This is a genomic window from Corynebacterium sp. HMSC062A03 (assembly GCF_001811145.1).
GTDB lineage: Bacteria > Actinomycetota > Actinomycetes > Mycobacteriales > Mycobacteriaceae > Corynebacterium > Corynebacterium aurimucosum.
The window spans coordinates 1-434 of sequence record NZ_KV803644.1; the positions used below are offsets into that span (position 1 = coordinate 1).

1 protein-coding gene is annotated in these 434 nt (G+C 50.9%); it reads right to left on the reverse strand.

Annotated features, from left to right (window positions below):
* Positions 1-434, reverse strand: a 434-nt coding sequence (locus HMPREF2781_RS00010; protein ID WP_168163664.1) for a VaFE repeat-containing surface-anchored protein, incomplete at both ends; no start/stop codon positions are given.

A 434-nucleotide genomic window follows, 5' to 3' on the forward strand; every position in this document is an offset into this window, starting at 1 on the left:
GTCGAAATCTTCGGCTCACCAGACTCATCACCCTCATCAGAGGTCACAGTCTGATCCTTATCGTTGATGTCCTTGTGCTCAGCGATGTCATTCGGATTCTCCGAATCAGCATCCGGAGTCTCCTTACCATCCTTGTTGACCTCAACCGAAGTCAACTCCTCGAAAGCAACCGCAGCCTCAACCGGCTTAGTCACAGACTCATCAACAATGATCTCAACAACAACCTCACCGTTAGCAGCATCCGGAGTAAAGGTCTTCTCACCCTCACCCAGAACAGTCTTGCCATCAGCCTTGGAAATCAACTCTGCCTTAAGGGTGTATTCCTTACCCGGAACCAGACCCTCATAGGTCACCGTATCGTCAACCTGCGCACCAGCAACAACCTCAGTTGCACCATTGGCAAAGTCAGCATTCGTCGAAATCTTCGGCTCACC